Source organism: Streptomyces olivaceoviridis (genome assembly GCF_014650115.1).
Lineage (GTDB): Bacteria > Actinomycetota > Actinomycetes > Streptomycetales > Streptomycetaceae > Streptomyces > Streptomyces olivaceoviridis.
The window spans coordinates 443,671-463,739 of the sequence record NZ_BMUI01000002.1; the positions used below are offsets into that span (position 1 = coordinate 443,671).

At 70.4% G+C, this 20,069-nt stretch carries 18 protein-coding genes; 3 read left to right on the forward strand and 15 right to left on the reverse strand.

All coding sequences use genetic code 11. From position 1 onward, the window contains the following. Positions 1–532: 532 nt before the first annotated feature. The 5 genes from IE273_RS05765 to IE273_RS05785 all read right to left on the reverse strand — a co-directional run bounded on the left by IE273_RS05765 (position 533) and on the right by IE273_RS05785 (position 8,718). A complete protein-coding gene (locus tag IE273_RS05765) occupies positions 533–1,051 on the reverse strand; it encodes a hypothetical protein (protein ID WP_189814040.1) in 519 nt (172 codons plus the stop codon). A 206-nt stretch (positions 1,052–1,257) separates the two neighbouring features. Further along, a complete protein-coding gene (locus IE273_RS05770) occupies positions 1,258–3,606 on the reverse strand; it encodes a hypothetical protein (protein WP_189814041.1) in 2,349 nt (782 codons plus the stop codon). Between the two features lie 20 nt (positions 3,607–3,626). Continuing rightward, positions 3,627–4,055, reverse strand: a complete 429-nt coding sequence (locus tag IE273_RS05775; RefSeq protein ID WP_189814042.1) for a hypothetical protein — start codon at positions 4,053–4,055, stop codon at positions 3,627–3,629. Positions 4,056–5,160: 1,105 nt separating this feature from the next. Next, a complete protein-coding gene (locus IE273_RS05780) occupies positions 5,161–6,489 on the reverse strand; it encodes a class I SAM-dependent RNA methyltransferase (RefSeq protein ID WP_189814043.1) in 1,329 nt (442 codons plus the stop codon). A gap of 180 nt (positions 6,490–6,669) precedes the next feature. Next, positions 6,670–8,718: an APC family permease gene (locus IE273_RS05785; protein ID WP_189814044.1), complete on the reverse strand. Its 2,049-nt coding sequence runs from the start codon at positions 8,716–8,718 to the stop codon at positions 6,670–6,672. A gap of 374 nt (positions 8,719–9,092) precedes the next feature. Here IE273_RS05785 and IE273_RS05790 point away from each other — a divergent pair, with 374 nt between their 5' ends. Both IE273_RS05790 and IE273_RS05795 read left to right on the forward strand, forming a co-directional pair. Next, a complete protein-coding gene (locus IE273_RS05790; protein WP_014675526.1) occupies positions 9,093–9,764 on the forward strand; it encodes a potassium channel family protein in 672 nt (223 codons plus the stop codon). Next, positions 9,764–10,432, forward strand: a complete 669-nt coding sequence (locus tag IE273_RS05795) for a potassium channel family protein (RefSeq protein WP_014675525.1) — start codon at positions 9,764–9,766, stop codon at positions 10,430–10,432. The genes IE273_RS05790 and IE273_RS05795 overlap by 1 nt, the downstream gene beginning before the upstream one ends. Positions 10,433–10,504: 72 nt before the next feature. On the opposite strand, the gene IE273_RS05800 is transcribed toward IE273_RS05795, so the two are convergent. The 8 genes from IE273_RS05800 to IE273_RS05835 form a co-directional block, all read right to left on the reverse strand. Then, positions 10,505–11,257: a DUF3159 domain-containing protein gene (locus IE273_RS05800; protein ID WP_189814045.1), complete on the reverse strand. Its 753-nt coding sequence runs from the start codon at positions 11,255–11,257 to the stop codon at positions 10,505–10,507. 3 nt (positions 11,258–11,260) lie between these two features. Continuing rightward, a complete protein-coding gene (locus IE273_RS05805; RefSeq protein ID WP_079082424.1) occupies positions 11,261–11,659 on the reverse strand; it encodes an OB-fold nucleic acid binding domain-containing protein in 399 nt (132 codons plus the stop codon). Positions 11,660–11,756: 97 nt separating this feature from the next. Further along, a complete protein-coding gene (locus IE273_RS05810) occupies positions 11,757–12,476 on the reverse strand; it encodes a response regulator (protein WP_189814046.1) in 720 nt (239 codons plus the stop codon). Beyond that, positions 12,470–15,028, reverse strand: coding sequence for an ATP-binding protein (locus IE273_RS05815; RefSeq protein ID WP_189814047.1), 2,559 nt, complete (start codon positions 15,026–15,028; stop codon positions 12,470–12,472). The genes IE273_RS05810 and IE273_RS05815 overlap by 7 nt, the downstream gene beginning before the upstream one ends. Positions 15,029–15,163: 135 nt before the next feature. Continuing rightward, complete coding sequence (locus IE273_RS05820; RefSeq protein ID WP_189814048.1) at positions 15,164–15,892, reverse strand: ABC transporter ATP-binding protein; 729 nt, start codon at positions 15,890–15,892, stop codon at positions 15,164–15,166. Between the two features lie 189 nt (positions 15,893–16,081). Further along, complete coding sequence (locus tag IE273_RS05825) at positions 16,082–16,843, reverse strand: DUF3710 domain-containing protein (protein ID WP_189814049.1); 762 nt, start codon at positions 16,841–16,843, stop codon at positions 16,082–16,084. 1 nt (position 16,844) lies between these two features. Then, entirely contained in the window at positions 16,845–17,396 is a 552-nt protein-coding gene (dut, locus tag IE273_RS05830; protein ID WP_189814050.1) for a dUTP diphosphatase, read from the reverse strand. Beyond that, a complete protein-coding gene (locus IE273_RS05835; RefSeq protein ID WP_014675517.1) occupies positions 17,393–17,977 on the reverse strand; it encodes a PaaI family thioesterase in 585 nt (194 codons plus the stop codon). The genes dut and IE273_RS05835 overlap by 4 nt, the downstream gene beginning before the upstream one ends. A 167-nt stretch (positions 17,978–18,144) precedes the next feature. Between IE273_RS05835 and IE273_RS05840 the strand changes: the two genes are divergently transcribed. Then, positions 18,145–18,609, forward strand: a complete 465-nt coding sequence (locus IE273_RS05840; RefSeq protein ID WP_189814051.1) for a DUF3093 domain-containing protein — start codon at positions 18,145–18,147, stop codon at positions 18,607–18,609. Here IE273_RS05840 and IE273_RS05845 read toward each other — a convergent pair. Both IE273_RS05845 and IE273_RS05850 read right to left on the reverse strand, forming a co-directional pair. Further along, complete coding sequence (locus IE273_RS05845; RefSeq protein WP_189814052.1) at positions 18,606–19,520, reverse strand: hypothetical protein; 915 nt, start codon at positions 19,518–19,520, stop codon at positions 18,606–18,608. The genes IE273_RS05840 and IE273_RS05845 overlap by 4 nt on opposite strands. Positions 19,521–19,533: 13 nt before the next feature. Further along, positions 19,534–19,830: a DUF4193 domain-containing protein gene (locus IE273_RS05850; protein ID WP_003997302.1), complete on the reverse strand. Its 297-nt coding sequence runs from the start codon at positions 19,828–19,830 to the stop codon at positions 19,534–19,536. Positions 19,831–20,069 lie beyond the last annotated feature (239 nt).

The window sequence follows — 20,069 nt, forward strand, 5'->3', positions numbered from 1 at the left end:
GTGGAGCCAGCCGGCGCCCCCACGGGGTTCCCGTGCAGCGACCCCCGACCTCGGCCGGATCGCCCGCTTCGTGGTGCGTCAGAACTGCCTGGCACGGACCCCGCCAGGACCGGGATCACCACGCGCCCGCATTCCCGGCACTGATCGAAGCCGCAGGTCAGGAGCCCTTGGCCGCCGGTTCGAGGATCGCCGCGCACTCCACATGGTGCGTCATCGGAAACACATCACAAGCTAAGGATGTGGGAGAACTCGCAGGTCAGACGGGTTTCCCGCCACCCCAGGCGCCGGTGGCACGGCGGATCGCGTGGATTTGCTCCCACTGCGCTCGAACGAACCAAGGGCGTTGGCGGTCGTCACCGCTTCCGAGGGGTGACCGTGCCATCAGGGGCACGGAGGAGTCGTACGCCATGCGGGCCGACCAGGCCGGCACTGCAAGCGTGACCGTTCCGGCCGACTGGGACAGCGGCAGGCGGCGCCTCCTCCGGACAGAGAAGGGCCGCCTGATCACGCTTGTTTCCGCGTTCGTCAGCGGCTACGCGGGATTCAGCACGGGCTTCGCGGGAAGCCCGCCGTTCTTCTCGCAGCGCAGTTCCTTGGCCATGGCCAGCGAGAAGGAATGGGCCACGGTCGCGTAGGCGTCCTTCAACGTCTCCACGTCGCCCTCGGGTGGCTTCGGCATGCCCCCGCGCTCCACGCCGATGATGATGTGGGCCACTTCCGACGAGTCGGACAGCCTGTCGCTCCGGCACGCGAAGAAGACGTACGCCTTGTCCGGCGCAGCCACGGCCCGCTCCCCCATCTTCAGCTTGGTGAACTGCGGGGCCGAGGGGCCCGTCGGGGCGTTGTCGGCCAGGTCCCAGGTGATTCTGAGCTCGAAGCCCGGCGTACCGATGGGCGTGTAGACACGGCAGGCGTCCCTGGGCACGGTGGAGCCCGGGAACGTTCCGACAAGGCTCGCCGCGGCCTTCGCCACGGTGTACTTCTGCGCCGACGCCTCGAACCGCGACGACCCCGTCATCACCTTCAGTGCCTTGGACGCGTCAGCGGACATGGCATCGCCGCCGCAGAGTTGTGTCCCCGCAACGACCTTGTAGTCCTTCGGAGTTTTCGGAGTTCCGTCCATGTCTCCGCCCCCTCCACAACCCGTGGCCCCGAGAAGCAACGAGCCGGCCACGGCCGCCGGGAGAAGCCCCCCGCGTACCGACCTACGACTGATCACTGTCCGCATCCTCACGTGTCCTCGGCCGTCTACCGGCCTCAGCCCGTCTCCGGGTCGTTTCCCTGCTGGTTCTCCCGGTCGTTGCCGACCCCGTAGCCGATCAGCATCGATTCGTGCAGGTCCTGCCTGAAAACGCTGTCCTTTCCCACACCGCGACGCTCCAGGAACTCCTCCATCGGGGCCTCGGCCATGCCCTCACCAGCGGAGTAGACCTTGGTCTTCTCCTCCCTCGTGAGGTCCTCCATCTTCTCCTTGTGCTCATCCACCGAGTTGTCGGAGACGTCGCCGACCAGCTGGCCGATGAGCTGTTCGGCGGCACCGCTGGCGGTATCGGTCGCCAGCGGAATGAGCACCGCGGCCGTTCCCACGGCCGCGGTCGCGGGCAGGAAGGCGACGCCCGCCGCGATGCCCGCAGTGGCCCCGAACTCGACCCAGCCCGACCGCTTGGCGACCGCCTTCTCGTAGTCCTCGTGGGTCTTGAGGTTCGTCGCCTCCACCTGGTCGGCCCGGGACTGGTCGAGCATGCCCTGCACCTCGGCGCCCACGCGCACGGTCGCCCTGGCAGCGCCCTCGTGAATCCTTCCGTCCGGGCCCACCGTCTCTTCCAGCGCGCTGCGGGTGTAGACCTGCTCCGCGGTCGAGACCGTCGCGTAGGCGTCCGGGTGCTGGCCCAGGGTGCTGAGGAAGCCCCGGACGACGCTCCGCCCGTTCCCGTCCGCGGCGTCCGCGAAGTCGAGGTGCCCGTCCGGATTCTTGCCCGGCGCGAACACGCTGTCCGGATCGTTCTTGTCCAGCGCCCAGTTGATGTCGTCGATGTAGCCGGCGCCCATGACGCCCAGGCTGTCGGCCATCGCCTCGTGGTGCTTCTTGAGCAGACCCGGGTCCGCACCGTACTTCTCCATGACCTTCTGCATGACCGCGGCGTTGTCCGCGTCCCGCACCACGCCGGCGTCCGGGTGCCCGGCCGGGTAGCCGAGAGTCGCTGCCTCCAGGGCGTGGCCGAGGGCGTCGGGCATCTGGTCGAGCGAAGCCTTGGATTCCTTCTCGTCAAGCGAGTTGACGTCGGGGAAGGACTCCCACTTCTCGTTGCTGAAGAAGTCGAGGTAGTTGTCGATCGCCTTGCCGTCCTTGTCCTTGCCGAGGCCGGCCGTGGCGCCGTGGTTGACCGTGCCGTCCTCGTTGTACGCGGTCGGGGGATCGGTGAAGAACTTCTTCGCCGCATCGGGACTGTTGCCGAGCACTTCCAGCATGGCGGTGGCCGGGTCGTAGCCGGCTCCGTTCACGCCGGAGGGGTTGAACGGGTTCTTGAACGGACTGTTCACCACCTTGTTGTCGGCGAACATGTACGGGTCCTTCGCGTGCAGCTGCGCCACGTGTTCGGCGATCGGGTTGAGGAACTTCGCGTCGTAGTTCCCGTACCGCATGATCCCGCCGAGCAGCTGGTATCCGAACGGCCCGCCGTAGTCGTTCTTGGCCAGCGGAATGCGCTCCGTACCCAACTTGCGCAGCTCCGGACCCCACTTGTCGGTGAATTGCTTGTCGTGGGAGGCGGTGGCCAGGTTGAGGCCGAGGTTCTTCTGGAGCTCCTGGACGTCCTTGAGACGCTCCGGGTCGACCTTGTCGTACTCGTACGTGTCCGTGGAGAGCTGGCCGAAGAACGCGAGCGACTTCTCGGGGCCGAGCTTCTCGTAGAAGTCCTTGGAGAACTCCACCGACGAACTGTTGTCCTTCAGCAGCTCGTTGAGCTGCTGAAGTTCGGCGTGGGTGATGTCCCGGCCCTTGGCCGCCAGAGCGGCGGCGCGGGCGGCCTCCTCCTGGTCCAGCTTCGTATACGTCGGAGCGCCGAAGTCCTTACGGTCGGTGACGTTGGCCTCCAGGGTGTTCTTGAGGGCAAGGTCGGTGTCGTTGCAGTTGTCGACGATGAGGTCGATCCTCTTCTGCCACGACTCGATGTTCCGCTTCTCCTGCTGCAGAAGTTCGCTGTAGTCGGGGTCGTGCCGCGCCGCGGGGATCTCCGACAACGGGTTCCGCGCCGTGACCCTGCCCTTGCCGTCCACGCGGATGCCGGCCGCGGGCCCCTCGTGGTCCCGGATGTTGACCAGGTCGTCCTTGGCCTTCTTGATGGCCGCGTGACCCTCTTCCAGGATCAGCTTCACACCCCTGGCCTCGGCCGCGGCGTCCGCGAACTCCTTGGCCGTCTTACCGATGAACGCTCTGGTGACCCCTGCGTTGACGCCCTCCCAGGCCGCCCTGTCCGCCTTCGCCTTCATCCCGTCGGCGGCGTCGGTGGCGAGCTTGTCCAGCTTCCCCGCCATCTCCGACCAGTCGTCGGCGGCGGCCTTCAGCTTCGCCACCGGGGCGTCGATGATGTCCTCGTACTTCAGCACGTTGTGCGCTCCCCCGAGCCCTATTTCAGGTATTCCGTAAGCACGGAAACCCGCATCAGATCTCCCTCGATCTTCGCCTCGTCCTCGGCGTGCCGGGCCTTGCTGTAATCGAGGTGGTTCGAAATCTGCGCGCAGGCATCCAACAGTGTCTTCAGGTGCGTCTGCCAGAAATCGTGCACCTTCAGCACGGCCGAACCGCTCACGAAGTTTCCGTTGGTCAGTGCCGTCGCCGCGTCGAACGTGGAAGAACGGGCGATGTCGCCCTCCTTCCCCAGCCGGCCCAGCAGGTCGTACGCGTCATTGCCGATAGCGCCGAGGTCGTCCCGATTGACCACCAGGTCCCCGACGCCACCACCTCCGCCGCCGTCGGCCGGAACACTGTCGATCCGCAGGGCAGTTCGTTCGGCCGCCGACGCGCGCAGTTCGGCCCACTCCTGCTCGAACTTCATGAATTCCCCCAAATCCATCCTGGTAGGCCATTCCACCGTACTCGCACGGCCACCGACCTGATTACCCGTCTCTTGTATCATCACCAGCCCACGGAGCGGCCGGTAATTGCTCCCCGAAGCCCGGACGTCATACCGAGCGGGCCACCGAAGCGCGCTGACCGAGCCGGCTGCGCGGCGGTACCCCGCCGGTCTCCCCCGGACCGGTGGCTCAAGTCAGCTTCTTGCCCTGATGAGGGCGGATCCACCGGTTCACGGTCGACCCCACCCCTCACACTCTCAGCCCGTTGGGCCACCCCTGCGTTCCCGCATACGTTCGGCCTGGGTCGCGTCGTCGCCGATGAGCCCGGCGACGACCAGTGCACGCGAGCCGTCGAGACTGGCCTTGATCTGGGCGCAAAGCCGAGCACTTCCTGGCCTTCACCAGCATCACCTGCACCCTCACCTGCTACCGCGCACTCACCAAATGAGATCGCGTCCAAGACGGCATGGGGAATTGGACCTTGGCACTCCGCACCTCACACGGGCGTCCCTGCTCTCTGCGGTCGACGCCCGTGACCGCTCTGCCACTCCGTACGACCCGAGGAGCAACAACTCGCCCAAGAGGTCGAAGGCCTCCGAACGGCTCCCGGCTTGACCGGTCTGGGCGTACGCACGAACCAGTAACCCACTGACGTGATGGGCACCGGCCGCGGCATGAGTCGCGAGGTCGGTGGAGGCCGGACTGCACTCGTCGATGAACCGCCTCAAGCACATCAGAACCAGGTCGTCGACGCGATCCGGAGCGTTCTCGTCGAGTGTGATCGGCAGTTGCGTCAGGACCGGCCTGAAGGCCGGGGAACCGATCGGCCCGGTCAGGGCGGAGCGGAAGCGATTCAGCCGCCGCCCTCGCAAACCCCACCCGACGGCCGTATCGGAACGAGTGTTCCAGCGCCAGGGCTTCCGGGGCGCCCGGCCGCAGACCAGGCAACAATCAGCCACCGCACCGGGAGAGCCCAAGCCAGTGGCCATAGGGCCAAGCCATCACGCCTCGGTCTGTTTCCACCGGGAAATCAGGTCGAGGTCGAGCGCTCTGGCCGGGCTCGGGAAGTGTCGGAGAAACCGCTGGTCAGATCCTCTTTTCGGCAGGCTCCAAAATCGCCACGCACTCCACATGATGCGTCATAGGAAACAGATCGAACGCCCGAAGCGTCCGCACCCGGTAGCCGCCCTCCCGGAAGTACCCCAGGTCCCGGGCCAGCGCAGCGGGATCGCAGGCGACGTAGGCGATGCGGCGGGCCCCGAGGGAGGACAGGTGGGCGACCGTGTCGCGGCCGGCGCCGGCGCGGGGCGGGTCGAGGACGATCAGGTCCACCTCGGTGATGCCGGTGCGCGGCAGGACCGACTCGACCTTGCCCTGCTCGACTCGGACCCGCGGGAAGTCGGCCAGGTTGTGCCGCGCGTCCTCCACCGCCCGCTTGCCGGACTCGATGCCGAGGACCGCGCCCTTCTCGCCGAGACGGTCGGCGAGCGCGCCGGCGAAGAGGCCGACACCGCAGTAGAGGTCCAGGGCCGTCTCGCCCTTGCGGGGCAGTAGGCCTTGCATGACGGCGGTGACGAGCGTGTCCGCCGCCTTCGGGTGGACCTGCCAGAAGCCGCCGTTGCCCACCCGGTGCGTACGGCCGTCCGCGCGTTCGCGGACGAAGGGGCGGCCGTGGACGCGGTGCACTCCGCCGGACTTCTCGTCCACCCGCAGGACCGACACCGGCCGGTCCAGTTCGACCAGCGGGAGGCGGGCGCCGGGACGCGGGGTGAGGATCACCTGGCGGTCCTGGGATCCGGTCGCCGCGACGGCCTCGACCGATTCCATGCCGGTCCAGTCCCGCTTCTCGATGCCCAGCTCGCTGACGCCCGCCGCCGCGATCATGCAGTGGTCGATGCGCTCGACCTCGTGCGAGCGGTGCCGGCGCAGACCGGCGTGGCCCTCGGCGTCGACGGCGTACTGGACGCGGGTGCGCCACTGCGGGACCTGTCCGGCGGGCAGCTTGTCGCCCTCGGCCGGGACCACGGTGCCGTCCCAGCCCGCCTCCTCGGGGGTGAGGCCGGCGAGCCGCTGGAGCTGTTCGGCGATCACCTCCGCCTTCAGCCGGCGCTGGGCGCCCGGCTTGGCGTGCTGCCAGTCGCAGCCGCCGCAGCGGCCGGGGCCGGCGAAGGGGCAGGGGGCCTCGATGCGGTCCTTGGACGCCTCCAGGATCCGTACGGCGTCCGCGCGCAGGAAGCGGGCGCCTTCCTCCCCCTCGGTCACCCTCGCCACCACCCGCTCGCCGGGCAGCGCGTGCCGGACGAACAGCACCTGTCCCTCGGGGGTACGGGCGATGCAGTGGCCGCCGTGGGCGACGGGGCCGATCTCGACCTCGTGCTCCTCGCCCACCAGAGACTTGGTCGGTTCTGCCTGCATGGTGGGGTGACTCCAGACCGGGAAATCGGGGAAAGGGGGCGGCCCGCACCGGCGGGCCCGACAACAGCCCACCAGTCTACGGCCTTCCCGCCCCGCCTCGGACCGCGCCCGAGGGCCCCGTCGTCGCCGGCTCGGACGACGCCGACCCGGACTTCGCCGAGGGCCCCGGTTCCCGGCGGCTCAGTCCTTGCCCGACGGCTCCTTCGGCCGTACCAGCGCCGGACCGCGCCGGACGGCGCCCGGTGCGTTCCACTCCTGCCGCTTGCGGGCGCGGGCCCGGGCGGCCTCGGAGGAGGCCAGCTGGTAGGGGACGGAGGTGACCATCACGCCGGGCGTGAACAGCAGGCGGCCCTTGAGGCGCAGCGCGCTCTGGTTGTGCAGCAGGTGCTCGTACCAGTGGCCGACCACGTACTCGGGGATGATCACGGAGACCGCGTCGCGCGGGGACTCCTTGCGCAGGCCCTTGACGTACTCGATGATCGGCCGCGTGATCTCGCGGTACGGCGAGTCCAGGACCTTGAGCGGTACGTCGATCCCACGCCGCTCCCACTCCTCGCGCAGCGCCTTGGTCTCGGCCGGGTCGACGTTGACGGTCAGCGCCTCCAGGGTGTCCGAGCGCATCAGCTTGGCGTAGGCCAGGGCGCGCAGCGTCGGACGGTGGATCTTCGAGATGAGCACCACCGAGTGCACCCGCGACGGGCGGACCATGTCGTCGGCCGGGCCCTCGGGCGCGGCGATCTCCTCGGCGACCCGGTCGTAGTGCTTCCGGATCGCGGTCATCGTCGCGTAGAAGATGCACATGCCGAGCAGGGCCACCCAGGCGCCGTGCGTGAACTTGGTGACCAGGACGACGACGAGCACCAGGCCGGTGAAGAAGGCGCCGAACGCGTTGATGGCCCGGGAGCGGATCATGTGGCTGCGCTTGGCCGGGTCCTTCTCGACCCGGAGGTGGCGGTTCCAGTGCCGGACCATGCCGGTCTGGCTGAGCGTGAAGGACACGAACACGCCGACGATGTAGAGCTGGATCAGGCGGGTGGAGTCGGCGCCGTAGATGAAGACCAGCAGCATCGCCGCGCCGGCGAGCAGCACGATGCCGTTGGAGAAGGCGAGCCGGTCGCCGCGGGTGTGCAGCTGGCGCGGCAGGTAGCGGTCCTGCGCGAGGATCGAACCGAGCAGCGGGAAGCCGTTGTACGCCGTGTTGGCCGCCAGGAACAGGACGAGCGCGGTGGCGGCGGCGAGGAGGACGAACAGGAAGCTGCCCTTGCCGAAGACCGCCTCGGCGACCTGGGAGATCACCGGGTTCTGGACGTAGCCGGAGCCGAGCGGGACGCCGTTGTGCAGCAGGTCGGTGGCCGGCCTCTCGGCCATGCGGACCTTGGTGGTCATGGCGAGCGCGATGATGCCGCAGAACATGGTGACGGCCAGCAGGCCCATCATGGCGAGCGTGGTGGCCGCGTTCTTCGACTTGGGCTTGCGGAAGGCCGGGACGCCGTTGGAGATGGCCTCGACGCCGGTGAGGGCGGCACAGCCGGAGGAGAAGGCGCGCAGCAGCAGGAAGACGAGCGCGAAGCCCGCGAGACCCTGGTGCTCGGCCTTGATGTGGTAGTCGGCCGTCGGCGCCCGCATGGTGTCCCCGAGGACCAGCCCCCGGAAGGCACCCCAGGCGATCATGATGAAGACGCCGCCGACGAAGACGTAGGTCGGGATCGCGAAGAGCTTGCCCGACTCCTTCACGCCCCGCAGGTTCATCAGCGTCAGCAGCACGATCACGGCGGCCGCGCAGAACACCTTGTGCTCGACCACGAAGGGGATCGCGGAACCGAGGTTCTCGATGCCGGAGGAGATGGAGACGGCGACGGTCAGGACGTAGTCCACGAGCAGGGCGCTGGCCACGGTGAGGCCGGCCTTGGGGCCGAGGTTGGTGGTCGCGACCTCGTAGTCGCCGCCGCCGCTCGGGTAGGCGTGCACGTTCTGCCGGTAGGAGGCGACCACGGTGAACATCAGCACGACGACCGCGACGGCGATCCAGGGGCTGAAGTGGTACGCCGACACGCCCGCGATGGACAGGACCAGCAGGACCTCCCCCGGCGCGTAGGCGACGGAGGACAGCGGGTCGGAAGCGAAGACGGGGAGTGCGATGCGCTTCGGCAGGAGCGTTTCGCCCAGCCGGTCACTGCGCAGTGCGCGCCCGATCAGGATCCGTTTGGGCACGTCGGTCAGTTTGGACACGAGAGAGGATCGTAAGCCTTCGAACTGGCACCCGCCCACCCGGCGTGCTGGATCTGCCTCACGAGTGAAATCGGGGGCGCACGGAACTACGGAATCCGTGCTTCGTGTGCCCGTCGTGCCTAGATGGCAAACCCCGTCTGTCATCGCACTTCGGAGGTTCCATGCCCGCGACCGCGGAGCTGATCGGGGCGCTGCTCGCCCTCGGCGGCCTCGGAATCCTGACCCTGTGCAGCGTGCGCAGCATCACTCGCCGACGGCTCCGGCCACCACCCGCGGCACGGGGGTGCCCACCGCGCGGCGCCCGTGTGTAGCTTTGGGCGTCGGTCTGAGACCCTGATGCTGAGCAGTAGCTTTTGGACACCGGAAGGACGGTCGTGCACATCGTCATCATGGGCTGTGGAAGAGTGGGTTCCGCTCTTGCCCAGACCCTGGAGCAACAGGGACACACGGTCGCCGTGATCGACCAGGACCCCACCGCCTTCCGTCGGCTGGGCCCGGGATTCGGGGGTCGCAGGGTCACCGGTGTCGGCTTCGACCAGGACACCCTGCGCGAGGCGGGCATCGAGGAGGCCGGCGCCTTCGCCGCCGTCTCCAGCGGCGACAACTCCAACATCATCTCCGCGCGCGTGGCACGCGAGATGTTCGGCGTGGAGAACGTGGCCGCCCGCATCTACGACCCCCGCCGTGCCGAGGTCTACCAGCGCCTGGGCATCCCCACCGTGGCCACGGTGCGCTGGACCGCCGACCAGATGCTGCGCCGGCTGCTGCCCTCCGGGGCCGAGCCGCTGTGGCGCGATCCCACCGGTGGGGTGCAGCTCGCCGAGGTGCACGCCTCCCCGAAGTGGGTCGGCCACAAGATCAGCAAGCTCCAGGAGGAGACGGGCGTCCGGGTGGCGTTCCTGACCCGCCTGGGCGAGGCGATCCTGCCCACCTCGCAGACGGTGTTGCAGGAGGGCGACCTCGTGCACGTGATGATGCGGACGGACGACGTGGACAAGGTCGAGGCGGCGTTCGCCGGTGGCCCGGAAGAGGAGGGCGGTCACTGATGAGGGTCGCCATTGCCGGGGCCGGCGCCGTCGGCCGCTCGATCGCGGGCGAGCTGCTGGAGAACGGCCACGAGGTCCTGCTGATCGACAAGGCGCCGACCGCCATCTCGGTCGAGCGCGTCCCGCAGGCGGAGTGGCTGCTCGCCGACGCCTGCGAGATCACCTCGCTGGACGAGGCGGCGTTGCAGCGCTGCAACGTCGTGATCGCCGCGACCGGCGACGACAAGGTGAACCTGGTCGTCTCGCTGCTCGCCAAGACGGAGTACGGCGTTCCGCGCGTCGTGGCCCGGGTGAACAACCCGAAGAACGAGTGGCTGTTCAACGAGGCCTGGGGCGTCGACGTCGCCGTCTCCACCCCGCGTCTGATGTCCGCCCTGGTCGAGGAGGCGGTGAGCGTCGGCGACCTGGTCCGGCTGCTCCGCTTCAGCCACGGCGACGCCAACCTCGTCGAGCTCACCCTGCCGGAGGAGTCGGCGCTGGCCGGCACCCAGGTCGGGGACGTGCAGTGGCCGGAGGACACCTCCCTGGTCACGATCATCCGCGGCACCCGGGTGCTGACGCCCTCCAAGGAGGACTCCCTGGAGCCGGGCGACGAACTCCTCTTCGTGGCCGCGCAGGCCCGGGAGGAGCAGCTGGAGGACCTGCTGTCGGTGCGGCGGGAGGACTGACCGCACGACGACGAAGGGCGCCCTTGCCGCCAAGGGCGCCCTTCGTCGTCGTAAGTTGCCGGAGGGGCCGGCCTAGCTCTCCCGGCGGTGTCGGCCGCCGGCCGCCTCGGCAGCGGCCTTCCTCTCCTCGGCCGCCTTCTCCTCCGCCTCCATCTCCGCGAACACGTCGATGGGCGCGGGCGCCTTGGCGAGGAAGACCCAGGTCAGCCACACCGCCAGCAGGAACGGCGGGATCTTCAGGATGACCAGGACCCAGCCGAGCTGCGCGGTGTCGGCCCACCAGTACAGCGGGAAGAGGATCGCGCACTTGGCGAGCAGGATCAGGCCCCAGGCCCAACTGGCCTTGGCGTACGCCTTCTTGCGGCCGGGATTGCGGGTGCGCCAGGAGAGGTTCTCCTTGAAGACCGGGCCGAGGACGACACCGATCAGGGGCACACCGGCCAGCGTCGTGACGATGTAGGCCAGCGCCAGGCCCAGCGTGTACAGCATGCCGGGGAGGTAGAAGTCCTTGGCGTTGCCGGTGAACATCGCGAACACGACGCCGAAGGCCACGCCGAAAACACCGCTGAAGGCGTGCTTGACGGTGTCCTTCATCGCCAGCCGGACCACGACCAGGATCAGCGACAGGGCCAGCGCGGCGATCGCCGCCATGTGCAGGTTCTTGTTGACCGTGAAGATCGCGACGAAGAGCAGGCCCGGCAGGACCGTCTCGACCATGCCGCGGACCCCGCCGAAGGCCTCGAACAGCGCCGCCTCGGTCACCGCGCGGGCGTCGTCGGGCTGAGTCTGGTCGGTGTCTTGGGTCGGCTTGTCGAGGGACGTCACCGGCTACTCCCGTCCGAGGGGTCGCAGTTCGTATTTCGGGTTGAACAGCACCCGGCGGCCCCGGCTCATCGAGATCCGGCCCGATGCGATCAGCTTGCGCCCCGGTTCTATCCCCACGATGGAGCGCCTGCCGAGCCACACCACGTCCAGCGCGGCGGAGCCGTCGAACAGCTCGGCCTCCAGGGCCGGGACGCCGGCGCGCGGGCGCAGGGTGACCGTGCGCAAGGTACCAGTTACGGTGACGATCTGTCGGTCGTGACAGTCACCGATCTTCGTGCACCCGGCCGTCTCCGCGTCCTCGCGCAGCTCCTCGGACTCCAGGTCCTCCTGCGACGAGGAGAGCCGGTCGAGCATGCGCCGGAACCGGCCGGCCTGCTTTTCGGAACGAGGAACAGCAGTCATACCTGAAGCGTACCGGGGTGCGCCGACAGGGCCGTAGCGCAGCTCACTCCCGCAGCGGCGGCTCTTCCCCGGGGGCTGCTCTTCCCCGCCGGGCGGTTCACATCTCGAACCGGTACCCCATCCCCGGCTCGGTGATGAAGTGCTTCGGGTGCGACGGGTCCGACTCCAGCTTCCGCCGCAGCTGGGCCATGTACACCCGCAGGTAGTTGCTCTCGGTCCCGTACGACGGTCCCCACACCTCCTGGAGCAGCTGCTTCTGGCTGACCAGCCGGCCGGTGTTGCGGACCAGCACCTCCAGCAGGTGCCACTCGGTCGGGGTGAGCCGGACGTCTTTGCCGGCCCGGTTGACCTTCTTGGCGGCGAGGTCGACGGTGAAGCCCTCGGTCTCCACGGTCGTCACGTCGTCCTCGCCCGGCCCGGCCGGCTCGGCCCGGCGGACGGCGGCCCGCAGCCGGGCCAGCAACTCGTCCATGCCGAACGGCTTGGTCACGTAGTCGTCGGCGCCCGCGTCGAGCGCCTCGACCTTCTCGTCGGAGGAGTGGCGGGCGGACAGCACCAGGATCGGCACCCGGGTCCAGCCGCGCAGCCCCCTGATCACCTCGACGCCGTCCATGTCGGGCAGGCCCAGGTCGAGGACGATCACGTCGGGGTGGCGGGAGGCGGCGAGTTCGAGCGCGGTCCTGCCGTCGGGGGCCGCGTCGACCTCGTATTTGCGTGCCTTGAGGTTGATCACGAGGGCGCGCACGATCTGCGGCTCGTCGTCGACCACGAGCACCCTCGTGGAGGTCTGGGGGGACCCCCCAGCCGGGCTCACCATGTGGCCTGCCTTTCCGGTTCGGTACGGGACTCCCCGGCGGGGAGGGGCTCGGGACGCGGTCCTGCGGCGCGCAGGCTCAGCACCATGGTGAGCCCGCCGCCCGGCGTGTCCTCGGCGGTGAGGGTGCCGCCCATGGCCTCGGCGAAGCCCCGGGCGACCGCGAGGCCGAGCCCGACGCCGGCACCGCGCGGAGCGTCACCGTACCGCTGGAAGGGCTCGAAGATGCGGTCCTTGGCCTCGTCCGGGACGCCCGGGCCGCGGTCCACCACGCGCACCTCCACGCGGTCGGCGATGGCGCTCGCGGCCACCAGGACGCGCCGCCCCTGCGGGCTGTACTTGACGGCGTTCTCCACCAGGTTGGCCACCGAGCGCTCCAGCAGTCCGGGATCGACGGCGACCATGGGCAGCGTCTCGGGCACGTCGAGCTCCACGCTGTCCTCGGGTACGCCGCCCAGCGCCATCGGCACGACCTCGTCGACGTCGATCTCGCGGATCAGCGGGGTGACCGTGCCCGTCTGGAGGCGGGACATGTCCAGGAGGTTGCCCACGAGGTGGTCGAGCCGGTCGGCGCCCTCCTCGATGCCCTCCAGCAGCTCCGCCTGGTCCTCCTCGGACCAGGCGACGTCGTCGGAGCGCAGGGACGACACGGCGGCCTTGATGCCAGCCAGCGGGGTGCGCAGGTCGTGGCTGACGGCGGCCAGCAGGGCGGTGCGGATGCGGTTGCCCTCGGCGAGTGTGCGGGCCCGGTCGGCCTCCTCCTTCAGGCGCCTGCGGTCGAGCACGACGGCGGCCTGGGCGGCGAACGCGGCGAGCACCCGGCGGTCCGCCGCGGGCAGCACCCGCCCGGTGAGCGCGAGCGCCATGTGGTCGCCGACGGGCACGTCGACGTCGGCGTCCTCGGGGCGGTCCAGCGGCGGCCCGAAACCGGCGCGGCCCGCGCACGTCCACGGCGCCACGTCGCTCGCGCGCTCCAGCAGGGCGGCCGACTCCATGGCGAAGGTCTCGCGGACCCGCTCCAGCAGCTCCTCCAGGCTCGTCTCGCCCCGCAGCACGTTCCCGGCCAGGAAGGAGAGGATCTCGGACTCGGCGCGCAGCCGGGCGGCCTGGTGGGTGCGCCGGGCGGCGAGGTCGACCACCGAGGCGACCGCCATCCCCACCCCGAAGAAGATCGCGATGGCGACGATGTTCTTGGGGTCGGCGACGGTCAGCCGGTGCAGCGGCGGTGTGTAGAAGTAGTTCAGCAGCAGGGAGCCGAAGGCCGCGGAGGCCAGCGCGGGCAGCAGGCCGCCGAGCAGGGCCGCCGCGACGGTGACGGCCAGGAACAGCAGCATGTCGTTGGCGAGGCCGAGGTCGACGGTGTTCAGCAGCACCGCGAGGATCGCGGGACCGGCCAGACCGACCGCCCAGCCCCAGATGATCCGGGCCCGCCCGAGCCGGCCGCCCCGGGCCACGGGCAGCCCCCGGCCCTTGGCGACCTCTTCGTGGGTGACGATGTGCACGTCCAGGTCGGGGCCGGATTCCCGGGCGACGGTGGCGCCGACGCCGGGCCCGAAGACGTACTGCCAGGCCTTGCGGCGGGAGGAGCCGAGCACGATCTGGGTGGCGTTGACCCCGCGCGCGAAGTCGAGCAGGGCGGCCGGGACGTCGTCGCCGACCACGTGGTGGAACGTTCCGCCGAGGTCCTCGACCAAGGTGCGCTGGACGGCCAGCTCCTTCGGGGAGGCCGAGGTCAGCCCGTCGCTACGGGCGATGTAGACGGCCATGACCTCGCCGCCGGCGCCCTTCTCGGCGAGCCGGGTGGCCCGGCGGATCAGGGTGCGCCCCTCGGGGCCGCCGGTCAGGCCCACCACGATCCGCTCGCGGGAGCCCCATATCGTCGACACCCGGTGCTCGCTGCGGTAGGCGTTGAGGTACGCGTCGACCCGGTCGGCCACCCACAGCAGCGCCAGCTCGCGCAGGGCGGTGAGGTTGCCGGGGCGGAAGTAGTTGGACAGGGCCGCGTCGACCTTGTCCGGCTGGTAGATGTTGCCGTGGGCCATGCGGCGGCGCAGCGCCTGCGGGGACATGTCGACCAGCTCGATGTCGTCGGCCCGCCGTACGACCTCGTCCGGGACGGTCTCCCGCTGCCGCACCCCGGTGATCGACTCGACCACGTCGCCGAGTGACTCCAGGTGCTGGATGTTGACGGTGGAGACCACGTCGATGCCGGCGGCCAGCAGCTCCTCCACGTCCTGCCAGCGCTTGGTGTTGCGGGAGCCGGGGATGTTGGTGTGGGCCAGCTCGTCCACGAGGGCGACGGCGGGCGCCCGGCGCAGCACGGCCTCGACGTCCATCTCACCGAAGACGGCACCCCGGTACTCCAGCTGCCTGCGCGGCACCTGCTCCAGACCGTGCAGCATCACCTCGGTGCGCGGCCGGCCGTGGCTCTCCACCAGCGCGACCACGCAGTCGGTGCCCCGCTCGACCCGGCGGTGCGCCTCGGAGAGCATCGCGTAGGTCTTGCCCACGCCCGGTGCCGCACCGAGGTAGATCCGAAGCTTGCCGCGTGCCATGGCCCCATTGTCTTCCCGTGCATGTCGCCTGCGCAGCGTCGACCCTACGGCCCGCGATCACGGCGAACGGAACGGGGAGCGGGAGCGGCGGGCAACTTTGACGGAACCCTGATGAGAACCCGCCGGGCGGCGCGCTCAGTCCTCGGTGATCTCCCCGTCGCGCAGCTCCAGCACCCGGTCGGCCAGGTCCAGCAGGGTCGCGTCGTGCGTGGCGACCAGCGCCGTGACCCTCCCCCAGTGCCCCAAAGGGCCTGGGAGGTGCCCCCAGCTGTGGACGACGGCCCGCAGCAGCTCCATGACGGCGTGCCCGGTCTCGGCGTCGAGCTGGCCGGTGGGCTCGTCCGCGATGAGCAGGGCGGGCCGGTTGGCGAGGGCCCGCGCGATGGCGACCCGCTGCTGCTGGCCGCCGGACAGCTCGCCGGGCCGCTGGGCCGCGTGCCCGGCGAGCCCCACGAGGGAGAGCAGCAGCTCGACCCGTTCCTCGCGCTCACGCGGGTCGGCACGACGCAGCCGCAGCGGTACGCCGACGTTCTCGGCGGCGCTGAGGATCGGGATGAGCCCGAAGGACTGGAACACGAACCCGACCCGGTCCCGGCGCAGCCGGAGCAGCTCGCTCTCGCCGAGCCGGGCGAGGTCCCGCCCCTCGACCTCCACCCGGCCCTGGTCGGGGGTGTCCAGCCCGCCGACGATGTTCAGCAGGGTGGTCTTGCCGGACCCCGACCGCCCCTTCAGGGCCACGAGTTCCCCCCGGGGCACCTCGAAGGACACCCCGCGCAACGCGTGCACGGCGGCGGCCCCCACCCCGTACGACTTGTGCACGCCCTCGACCCGCACCATGGTCTCGGTGACCACACGCCCGCTCATACCGCCTCCCCCGGTCGACCGCGCATCAGTATCACCGGTCAGGGCCGCGCCCCGTAAGGGGCACGGAGAACCGCGCGAGCAACGAGGACGGACCCGCACCCGGCGCCGGCCGGGCACCCCGACGGCGCGCCCGCGCAGGAGAACGGGCCGCACCCTGAGGGCACGGCCCGTGTATCGCTGCCGAAGCCGTCAGCGGACTTCCGTGATCTCGGGGCCCCGCTGCAACTGCCCCATCCCGCCGGAGAACCGCGAGCCCTCCTCCTGCTGGACCCCCTCGGGGACCATCTGCGCGTCGTTCGGCAGCTTGAGGACGATCGGGTCGCGCGGGGCCATCGGACCCTCGCCACGGACCACGACGGTGTCCCGGAAGATCTGCTCCAGCAGCCCGGCGGCCTGCGGCTGCACCGCGCCCTGGCCGGAGATCACCCCGCGCAGGAACCACCGCGGGCCGTCCACGCCGACGAACCGGACGACCTGGAAGCCGCCGGTGCCGTCCGGAAGCTGCACCGGAACCTGCGCGCGCAGCTCCCAGCCCAGCGGGCCCTCGACCTCGTCGACGATGCCACCCTGCTGGGTGATGCCGGACGCGATCTCCTCGCGGACCTCGCCCCAGATGCCCTCGCGCTTGGGCGCGGCGAACGCCTGGAGCTGGATGGCGCTGTCGCGCAGCACGACGGTCGCGGCGACGATGGCGTCACCGGCGACCTCGACCCGCAGCTCCATGCCGTCGACGCCCGGTACGAACAGACCGCCGAGGTCCACGCGGCCCTCGGCCGGGTCGCGTACCTCGCTGCCGTCCCACGGACCGTCGGGCCGGGGCCCGGGCTCAAGCCGGACGCGCTCGCGCTCGGCCTCCTCCTCGTCCGCCTCGGTGTCGACGCTGTCGACGACCTGCTCGGCCTCGCCGGCCGCGTCCTCGGCGGCACCCTTCTTCTTGCGACGTCCGAACACGTCACTGTCCTTCCCGGTCGGATACGACCGAAGCGTATCGATTCCCACCCGTCGGACCGCCCTCGGCGGCCTGACCGCTTGTGCCGCTCTCGCCGCCCACCGCGGCATGGCCACCGGTGGACCCGAAGCCCCCCTCGGCCCGCGCCGAGCCGGGAAGTTCCGCGACCTCCTGGAAGCGGACCCTCTCGACCTGCTGGACGACCAGTTGGGCAATCCGGTCGAAGCGCTCGAACCGCACGCTCTCGCGCGGGTCGAGATTCACCACGATCACCTTGATCTCCCCACGGTACCCGGCATCAACCGTCCCCGGGGCATTCACGAGGGCGACACCGCAGCGGGCGGCGAGGCCGGAACGCGGATGCACGAAGGCCGCGTACCCCTCCGGCAGGGCGATCGACACACCCGTGGGCAGAACGGCCCGTTCTCCGGGCGCCAGCTCGCACGCCTCGGTGGTGCGCAGATCGGCTCCGGCGTCCCCGGGATGCTCGTACGCCGGAAGCGGTACGTCCGCGTCGACGCGCCGGATCAGGACGTTCAGCGGGTCTCGGCTCACGGGTTCACCTCGAAGGCGCGGCTGCGGCGGATCTGGTCCGGGTCGTTCATGGCGGCCTGGATCTCCGCGGGGCGGCCGTGGTCGATGAAGTGGTCCACCTTGACCTCGATGAAGAGGGCGTCGGCGCGGACGGCCACCGGCCCGTCGGGGCCGCCGATGCGCCCGGTGGCGGTGGAGTAGATCTTCCGCCCGGCGACGGCGGTGACCTCGGCCTCCAGGTACAGCGTGGTGCCGACGGGCACGGGCCGTACGAAGTCGGTCTCCAGCCGTCCGGTGACGGCGATGGTGCGCAGCAGCCAGTTCAGCGAGCCGAGGGTCTCGTCCAGGGCCGTGGCGAGCACTCCGCCGTGCGCGAGGCCCGGGGCGCCCTGGTGGGCGGGCTGCACGGTGAACTCGGCCGTCAGCGAGACGCCCTCGCCGGCGCGGGCCTCCAGGTGCAGTCCGTGCGGCTGTCCGGGGCCGCACCCGAAACAGTGTTCGTAGTGGGCGCCGAGGAGTTCCCCGGGCGCGGGCGCGTCGGGGTGCCGTACCGGTTTCCCCGCGTCGGCGGGGGGCTGAAGAGCTGCGGAACTACCACTCACAGCCGCAGACCTTACCCGCCCACCCGTCACCCGCCACCGCCCTGCTCGACAGCGCTCCGCGCCGACCGCCCAACCCGCCCGTCACCCGCCACCGCCCTGTTCGACAGCGCTCCGCGCCGAGCGCCCCGACTCCTGGCGTACGCGGTTCCCGTGCCAAGCTTGGCTTCATGCAGCTCTCCGCCACCCCGTACGAAGAACGCCTCACCGCCCCCCGCTCGTGGTGGCTGATCAGCTTCCTGGTGGGCGTCTCGTTCGCCCTGATCCTGCTGCCCTTCGGCACCCTGCCGCTGCTCGGCGGACTGGTCGGCGGTACGGCCGCGGCGGCGGTGGTGGCCAGCGCCTACGGTTCCCCGCGCATCCGGCTCGTGGGCGACTCCCTGATCGCGGGCGAGGCGAAGATCCCGGTGGCGGCGCTGGGCGAGGCGCGGATCCTGGACGCGGAGGAGGCCCGCGCCTGGCGGACGTACAAGGCCGACACCCGGGCGTTCCTGCTGCTGCGCGCCTACATCCCGACGGCGCTGCACGTGGAGGTCACGGACCCGCAGGACCCGACGCCCTACCTGTACCTGTCGACGCGGGAGCCGGAGAAGCTGGCCGCGGCGATCGAGGCGGCGCGCACGGCGCACGCCTAGAGTCCGTCGGGCAGTTCCCGCAGTCTCAGCGGTTCCGCCGGCTCTTCCAGCGGCGGCAGCTCCGGCAGCTCGTCCCAGGGCACCTGGATCTTGCGCAGGTCGGCCCGGATGCGGGTCGCGAGTCTCTTGGTGTCCCGGCGGTTCATGACCGCCCCGACCGTGGCCCCGACCATGAACGGCATCAGGTTGGGCAGGTCGCGCACCATCCGCTTCATGATCTGCTGGCGGAGCCGGCGCTTCATGTGGCCGCCCATGGCCGTGTCGTACGTCGACGGCTTCATCACGTCGATCCCGCGCTCCCCCGACCAGGAGGACAGATACGCGGCGGAGCGGGCCCTGAGGTTCCCGGGCGGGCGTACCCCGTAGACCTCGTGCAGTTCGGCGATGAGCTTCAGCTCGATCGCGGCGACCCCGGTGATCTCCGCGGCCAGTTCGGTCGGCATGGCCGGCGGCACCGGCAGCATGGCCGCGGCTCCGATCCCGGCTCCGACCGTTGAGGTGCCGGCCGCCGCACCCGCCACCAGCTTGTCGGCCAGTTCCTCGGGTCCGAGGCCGGGGAACTGCCCGCGCAGGGTCGCGAGGTCGCGTACGGGGATGCGCGGGGCGATCTCGATGATCCGGTCCGCGAGGTACGCCAGACCCGCGCGAGCCCGGCTGCCGCCCTTACGGGCGCCTTCCCGGGCCAGATCCCGGGCCTTCTCACGGATGACCGCCGCCCGGCGGCGGGCGACGGGTGCGGGGTGCTGCGCCGGCACGGGAGGGTTCTCCCGGTCGGCCGCCGGTTCGAGCGGGGCTCCCGTCACAGGAGAGCCCCGCTCGCCGTCACGCGCGCCGTGCGGGCCGCCGAACGGCCCTTGGTCCGCTTTCCGCAGGGGGAAGCGGCGCTTCCGGGGAGGGGTCGAGCCAGACACGGCCGACCCGTCCTCAGTCGCAGTCGCGGCAGATCGGCTGGCCGTTCTTCTCCCTGGCCAGCTGGCTGCGGTGGTGCACCAGGAAGCAGCTCATGCAGGTGAACTCGTCCTGCTGCTTCGGCAGCACCCGGACGGCCAGTTCCTCGTTCGAGAGGTCGGCGCCGGGCAGTTCGAGGCCCTCTGCGGCCTCGAACTCGTCGACGTCCACCGACGAGGTGGACTTGTCGTTCCGCCGGGCCTTCAGCTCTTCAAGGCTGTCCGAGTCGACGTCGTCGTCGGTCTTGCGTGGAGTGTCGTAATCGGTTGCCATATCGCTCTCCCCCTCTGGGTGTCTGCGGTGTCTCCAGCGCACGTAACGCGTGAGAGGCCGGACTTGTGCCCGACCTGAGGCGGAGATTTTGCCTCACATCAAGGTCTGTTACTCAATCGACACCCAACCCGATCCCTCAAGAGTGATCGGCTTGGATGGCGGTGAGGACCGTACACGGTTCGAATGCCGCACCTCAAAGGCGCCTCACCGTGTACTTCCCGTGATCAAGAGCCCTGAAA